Here is a 6,472-nt window from a genome sequence, read left to right as displayed (position 1 = left end):
CACCATCAACGATGGCAACAACGGCAACAACTACACCATCGGCAACAAGGCCAGCGCCACAGGCACCATCAAGGCCAAGGAACTGACGTTCGCAGCGGTGAGCGACACCAAGATCTACGACGGCGGCACCAGCTCCAGCAATGCAGCCTCTGTGACGGGCACACAAACCGGTGACACCATCACCGCTGTTCAGTCCTTCGCCAGCAAGAACGTGCTGGGTGCCAATAACTCCACACTTCAAGTGGGCGCAGTCACCATCAACGATGGCAACAACGGCAACAACTACACCATCGGCAACAAGGCCAGCGCCACAGGCACCATCAAGGCCAAGGAACTGACGTTCGCAGCGGTGAGCGACACCAAGATCTACGACGGCGGCACCAGCTCCAGCAATGCAGCCTCTGTGACGGGCAAGCAAGGTGATGACACCATCACCGCTGTTCAGTCCTTCGCCAGCAAGAACGTGCTGGGTGCCAATAACTCCACACTTCAAGTGGGCGCAGTCACCATCAACGATGGCAACAACGGCAACAACTACACCATCGGCAACAAGGCCAGCGCCACAGGCACCATCACGGCCAAGGAACTGACGTTCGCAGCGGTGAGCGACACCAAGATCTACGACGGCGGCACCAGCTCCAGCAATGCAGCCTCTGTGACGGGCACACAAACCGGTGACACCATCACCGCTGTTCAGTCCTTCGCCAGCAAGAACGTGCTGGGTGCCAATAACTCCACACTTCAAGTGGGCGCAGTCACCATCAACGATGGCAACAACGGCAACAACTACACCATCGGCAACAAGGCCAGCGCCACAGGCACCATCAAGGCCAAGGAACTGACGTTCGCAGCGGTGAGCGACACCAAGATCTACGACGGCGGCACCAGCTCCAGCAAGGCAGCGACCGTGACGGGCAAGCAAGGTGATGACACCATCACCGCTGTTCAGTCCTTCGCCAGCAAGAACGTGCTGGGTGCCAATAACTCCACACTTCAAGTGGACGCAGTCACCATCAACGATGGCAACAACGGCAACAACTACACCATCGGCAACAAGGCCAGCGCCACAGGCACCATCACACCCAAGGAACTGACGCTTGCAGCGGTGACCGACTCCAAGGTCTACGACGGCAGCACCAGATCCGACAAGGCCGTTTTTGTGATTGGCACTCAAATTCGGGACTTCATCACTGCGACTCAAGCGTTTGTCCATAAAAATGCGTTGGGCACAGGAAACTCCAGGCTGGTCGTCCAATCTGTCGAAATCAATGATGACAACAACGGGCGAAATTACACGGTTGCCAACACATCTGTTGCTACAGGAACGATTGAAAAGGCCAATCTGATCATCAGCCTCGACGATCAAACCAAAACCTACGATGGCACAACAGCAGCGACCTTGGTCCCCAGCGCCTTTACAGTTGAAGGTGTGACCGTTGACGGGCAAACTGAAAGTGCCACGGTGACTCAAGCTGTCGGCATTTACAACGATAAAAATGTGTTGGGCGCGAGCAGCGTCACGGCCAATCTGGCGGCGGACAATTTTGTAGCTGCGACAGGCACTGATCTGATCAACTACAACTTGCCGACATCTGTGAGCACCAAGGGCAAGATCACGCCCAAGCTTGCTGCCGTGACGGGTACGGCCACCACAGTGACGGCCAACGGCTCACTTCAAAGTCAGTTGCCTGCCCTCAAATCGGGTTTTGTCTTGGGTGAAGATGTGTTTGTGACAGGCTTGGCAGCCGGTGTTTCTTCGGGTGTTTATCCCTCAAATCTCAAGCTTGCACCTGCCAATGCACAAACCATTTTGAGCAACTACACGCTCAGTATCAACAATGCATTGCTGACCATCAATCCAGCGGTGACTGCCAATGCGCCCGTTGTGATCGATCCGTGGCGCTTAGTGACACCGATCAGTCGATTGGCGCTTGCTGGCTTCAACAATGCGAACAAAGGTGCAGCCCTGGCAGGCACCAGAACTGGCTGGCAACAGCAAGCATGTACACCTGACAGCACTCAGGAATGCGTATGCGAAGTCAGGGATGAGAATTCCGACATAGAGCTTTGTCTTGCCCCCAAAACTCAACTGTGAGTTTGAGAACAAACCAGCATGTGCCGCCTAACGAGAACGCGAGTTGTGAACACACACATGGCCTGTCTGCTCGGATACATCAGGACAGGTGCCTCATCACAGATGTCATTGTGGGCAATCCACCTGGACCGCTCGGATGACGCATCTCTCAACGCCCAAGCCTCCATCGAGTCCATGGGCGATTGATTGGGGCGTCAAAATACCTGTCCTGAAAACGGCTTTGCCGCCACAAAACTCCCCGACTTGCCCCCGTGCTTTTCCAGCAAGGTCACGCCGTTGATGGTCATGCCCCGGTCGACGGCTTTGCACATGTCATAGATCGTCAGCAGGGCCACCTGCACGGCGGTCAGTGCTTCCATTTCCACGCCCGTCTGGCCCACCGTTTCGGCCGTCGCGGTGCAGGTCACGGCATTGTGCTCGTGCAAGACTTCAAACTCGACCGCCACGCGGGTCAGGCCAATCGGGTGGCACAGGGGAATCAGGTCGCTGGTCTTTTTGGCACCCTGAATGCCTGCGATGCGTGCGATGCCCAACACATCGCCTTTTTTGGCGGTGCCCGACGCGATCAGCGCCAAAGTGGCTCGCAGCATCTCGATACGGCCGGTGGCCACGGCTATGCGGCGTGTGGCCGTCTTGTCACCTACGTCCACCATGTGGGCTTGGCCTTGGGCATCAAAATGGGTCAAGACTTCAGAGGGCTGTGTCATGGCAAGGGTGCTCAAATCTGGTTACAAATCATTCACAAGAATGGCGCATCATACGGCCATTGAATGGACCCCTTTTTGCTGTGAAACTCAAATTCTGTCGCTCGTCCCTGGTGCTGTCTTTGTTGACTGCTGCACTTTGTTTGCAACCCGCCTGGCCGCAGGCACTGCCCACACTGGGCCATGGTGAAAGCATCTCTTTGGGTGCAGAGCGCCAGCTGGGCGACCGCATTGCGCGCGAACTCTACCGCGACCCCGATTATCTGGAAGACCCGGTGCTCGATGAGTACATCCAGCGACTGTGGGCGCCTTTGGTCAAGGCCGCTGCCGCACGCGGGGAATTGTCACCGGAGTTGCAAGAGCGCTTTGCCTGGCGCATCTTGCTGGGACGCGACCGCACGGTGAATGCGTTTGCACTGCCCGGCGGTTATCTGGGGGTCCACTTGGGGCTGATCGCCGTGGTCACGTCAGATGACGAGTTGGCTTCGGTGTTGGCCCATGAAATCAGCCACGTCACCCAGCGCCACATTGCACGCTCCATGGACGACCAAAGCAAGATGACGCCCTGGGTGATCGGCTCCATGATTCTGGGCGTGCTGGCCGCGAGCAAAAGCGCTCAGGGGGCGCAGGCCTTGATTGTGGGTGGGCAAGCAGCCGCGATGCAGTCGCAGCTGAGCTATTCACGCGACATGGAACGCGAAGCCGACCGTGTGGGCTATGGCGTCCTGAGCGATGCGGGCTACGACCCCCGGGGGTTTGTCACCATGTTCGCCAAACTGCAACAGGCTGCGGGGGTGAACGACAACGGCGCTTTCCCCTATTTGCGCAGCCACCCTTTGACTTCCGAACGCATCGCCGACATGCAGGCACGCCAGCAACTGAGTGGCAATTTGAGCGGCAATTCCTCCACCGTTACGCAGGACCTTACCCAAAGCATGCTGGCCGCCCGGGCGCGGGTCATGTCAAACGGCAACGTCGACGCCCTCAAGGCCTGGACGCAGGACAGCAAAATCAACTCACCCCAGGCTACACCCACCCAACAAGTGGGCGCTCTGTACGCCGCCACCCTGGCCCACCTGCAGTTGAGAGATAGCGCATCGGCCGAGCGCAGCCTGCAAAGCCTGGAAAGACGGGTGCAGGACTCTGGTTCAGAGCCCGCCATCCGCGTGGTGCGCTTGCTCAAGGCAGAAATGGCGGCCCGGCAAGAGCGCTTCGGCGCAGTGCTGAGTCTCTTGCTGCCTTCGCCACCGGGCACAGCCTTGGCGCGGCCGGAGCTGATCGCGGTCGCTCAGGCCTTGGCGCGCCTGCCCCCGCAGCCCATGCGCAACGAGGTCATCGGCACCTTGCGCGAACTGGTGCAGCAAATCCCCCAGGATGCCCAAGCCTGGAACACCCTGGCCAGTTTGCTGGCCGCCCAGGGCATGACATTGCCAGCCCTTCGCGCCGAAGGTGAAGCACAAATGGCCCGCATGGACTGGACAGGCGCGGTGGACCGCTTTCGCGCCGCGCAAGACTGGGCCCGCAACAACCGCCTGGCCGCAGGCGAGCACATCGAAGCCTCCATCGTCGACACCCGCCTGCGCCAGGCTCAGACCTTGGTGCGCGAGATGCAAACACAACGCTGAACGGCATGCGCTTGGGCGTCTCACAGACGCTGTGTTGCGGGATGTTTATTTCCAGCGCACCAGCTCGATGTGCACGCTGCCCCGGTCGCTGCTGAAGGTGACTGAGCCTTCTTGCACGGTGGCTTGCAGCTGCATGCTGCGCTCGGCCAGTTTGGCCAGTTCTTGAGAGCCTTCGGTGGGCACACGCCAGACTTGCAATTTGTCCAGGCGGGTGAGCTTGGTCTCGATGCCTTTCCACCAGACTTCGGCCGCGTGGTTGAAGCAATACAGCAAGACCTCATCGGCCTTCTGGCAGGCTTTCATGATGGGCTTGTCTTCGGGCTGGCCGACTTCGACCCACATCCGTGTCTGACCGGTGAAGTCACGCAGGCTCACGTCCGGGTCATCCGGGTCCGACAGGCCTGCACCAAAGGCCAGCTTGCCGTCACCTTTGCACACGGCTTGCAGCTTGTAGGCGTTGATGGCCAGCGCCAGCAAGCGGATCATCATGCGCTCATCGGTCTCGCTGGGGTGCCGCGCCAGCGTGAGCTGGTGGTCTTCGTAATAGCTGTGGTCGATGTCAGCGATCGACAGATTGGCTTTGTAAATGGTGGATTTGAGGGCCATGGTTCAAACCCGGCGGGCCAGTTCAGCGGCCTTGCCCACGTAGCTGCCCGGCGTCATGGCCAGCAAGCGGTCCTTGTCGGCTTGCGGGATCTCCAAGGCCTCAATCAAGCCGTGCAGGTCTGCAGCGCTGACCGTTTTACCGCGCGTGACTTCCTTGAGCTTTTCGTAGGCGCCCTGCACGCCATAGCGGCGCATCACGGTCTGGATGGGTTCGGCCAGCACTTCCCAGGCCGCATCCAGGTCGGCGGCCAGCGCCTCTTCGTTGAGTTCGAGCTTGTTCAGGCCCGTCATGAGCGAGGCATAGGCCAGCGCGGTGTAGCCCAGGCCCACGCCCATGTTGCGCAGCACGGTCGAATCGGTCAGGTCACGCTGCCAGCGGCTGATCGGCAGCTTCTCGCTCAAGTGCTTGAGCACGGCGTTGGCCAGGCCCAGGTTGCCTTCTGCGTTTTCAAAGTCAATCGGGTTGACCTTGTGCGGCATGGTGGAAGAACCAATTTCACCGGCCTTGAGGCGCTGCTTGAAGTAGCCCAAACTCACATAACCCCAGATATCCCGCGACAGGTCGATCAAGATGGTGTTGGTGCGGGCCACGGCGTCGAACAACTCGGCCATGTAATCGTGCGGCTCGATCTGGATGCTGTAGGGTTGAAAGCTCAGGCCCAGGCCCCATTGGCTGCTTTGGGTCTCACTCAACTCGGGCGTCTCGACCACTTGGCGGGCAAAGGCTTCCCAGTCAAAGTCGGGCCAAGCTGACAGGTGGGCGTTGTAGTTGCCTACCGCTCCGTTCATCTTGCCCATGAGTTTGACCGCTGCGATTTTTTCGCGGCAGCTGTTCAGGCGCATGACCACGTTGGCCATTTCCTTGCCCACTGTGGTGGGGCTGGCGGTCTGGCCGTGTGTGCGGCTGAGCATGGGCACTTCTGCAAAGTTGTGCGCCATCTCGCGCAGTTTGGCAATCAGGCCGTCCAGGCCGGGCAGGATCACTTGGGCGCGAGCGCCCTTGAGTTGCAGGGCGTGGCTGGTGTTGTTGATGTCTTCACTGGTGCAGGCAAAGTGCACGAATTCGGCGACTTTTTCCAGTTCGGGACGGTCCTGAAACTTGGATTTGATCCAGTACTCCACGGCCTTCACATCGTGGTTGGTGACCTTTTCAAACGCTTTGATGGCTTCGGCATCGGTTTGGTTGAAGTTTTTGACCAAAGCGGTCAAGTAAGCGCGCGCGCCGAGCGACAAAGGCTTGAATTCCGCAAACCCGGCATCGGACAAGGCGATGAACCAGGCGATCTCGACCTGCACGCGCCGGTGCATGTACCCTTGCTCACTCATGAGTGGGCGCAGTGTGTTGAGTTTGCTGGCGTAACGACCATCCAGCGGCGACAGGGCGGCAATAGGGGGAAAATTCATGACCTGATTGTAATTCCCGCCACTTGCGCGACTGCGCG

5 protein-coding genes are annotated in these 6,472 nt (G+C 59.1%); 2 read left to right on the top strand and 3 right to left on the bottom strand.

Annotated features, from left to right (window positions below):
- The coding region (locus H663_RS41770; protein ID WP_205872757.1) for a beta strand repeat-containing protein at positions 1-2,095 on the top strand (2,095 nt) is incomplete at its 5' end.
- 194 nt (positions 2,096-2,289) lie between these two features.
- On the opposite strand, the gene moaC is transcribed toward H663_RS41770, so the two are convergent.
- Positions 2,290-2,802: a cyclic pyranopterin monophosphate synthase MoaC gene (gene moaC, locus H663_RS39475; RefSeq protein WP_053173500.1), complete on the bottom strand. Its 513-nt coding sequence runs from the start codon at positions 2,800-2,802 to the stop codon at positions 2,290-2,292.
- An 80-nt stretch (positions 2,803-2,882) separates the two neighbouring features.
- Here moaC and H663_RS39470 point away from each other — a divergent pair, with 80 nt between their 5' ends.
- On the top strand, positions 2,883-4,424 hold the full coding sequence (locus H663_RS39470) for a M48 family metalloprotease (RefSeq protein ID WP_240620591.1): 1,542 nt from the start codon (positions 2,883-2,885) through the stop codon (positions 4,422-4,424).
- A gap of 45 nt (positions 4,425-4,469) precedes the next feature.
- Here H663_RS39470 and H663_RS39465 read toward each other — a convergent pair whose 3' ends face one another.
- On the bottom strand, positions 4,470-5,030 hold the full coding sequence (locus H663_RS39465) for a YaeQ family protein (protein ID WP_053173498.1): 561 nt from the start codon (positions 5,028-5,030) through the stop codon (positions 4,470-4,472).
- 3 nt (positions 5,031-5,033) lie between these two features.
- On the bottom strand, positions 5,034-6,434 hold the full coding sequence (purB, locus tag H663_RS39460) for an adenylosuccinate lyase (RefSeq protein WP_053173678.1): 1,401 nt from the start codon (positions 6,432-6,434) through the stop codon (positions 5,034-5,036).
- Positions 6,435-6,472: the final 38 nt, after the last annotated feature.

The sequence above is a fragment of the Limnohabitans planktonicus II-D5 genome (assembly GCF_001270065.2).
Classification (GTDB): domain Bacteria; phylum Pseudomonadota; class Gammaproteobacteria; order Burkholderiales; family Burkholderiaceae_C; genus Limnohabitans_A; species Limnohabitans_A planktonicus.
Note: the sequence above shows the minus strand (reverse complement) of the source record. Positions and strands in the feature narration are given on the sequence as shown.

Bases quoted from the DNA above. Each gene is read 5' to 3' on its own strand.
- moaC (WP_053173500.1), bottom strand. From the start codon at position 2,802: ATGACACAGCCCTCTGAAGTCTTGACCCATTTTGATGCCCAAGGCCAA.
- purB (WP_053173678.1), bottom strand. From the start codon at position 6,434: ATGAATTTTCCCCCTATTGCCGCCCTGTCGCCGCTGGATGGTCGTTAC.
- H663_RS39465 (WP_053173498.1), bottom strand. From the start codon at position 5,030: ATGGCCCTCAAATCCACCATTTACAAAGCCAATCTGTCGATCGCTGAC.